The 235-nt window shown below is 71.9% G+C and carries 1 pseudogene; it reads left to right on the top strand.

From position 1 onward, the window contains the following. Window positions 1–235 (top strand): annotated as a pseudogene (locus tag IG08_RS0153645) (IS200/IS605 family accessory protein TnpB-related protein); the annotation flags it as partial.

Here is a 235-nt window from a genome sequence, read left to right as displayed (position 1 = left end):
CGGCAACGAGACCCTCCGCATCAGCCCGGACGGCGAGGTCAGCATCAAACTCCCGGCCCCGCTGATGGAGTTGGCCAACGCCCCGCACGGCCGGTACGTCCTCGCCTGCCGGGTCCGCTTCCCGCACCGCGGCCAGGAGTGGGCGGACCGGGTGGAGGCGAACCGGGCGGTCGCCTACCGCATCCACTACGACACGGCACGGGGGCGCTGGTATGTGACCGCCTCCTGGCAGATC

It is taken from the genome of Streptomyces fulvoviolaceus (genome assembly GCF_000718165.1).
Lineage (GTDB): Bacteria > Actinomycetota > Actinomycetes > Streptomycetales > Streptomycetaceae > Streptomyces > Streptomyces fulvoviolaceus.
The sequence above is the reverse complement of the archived record's forward strand: the minus strand, read 5'-3'. Positions and strand labels throughout refer to the sequence as shown.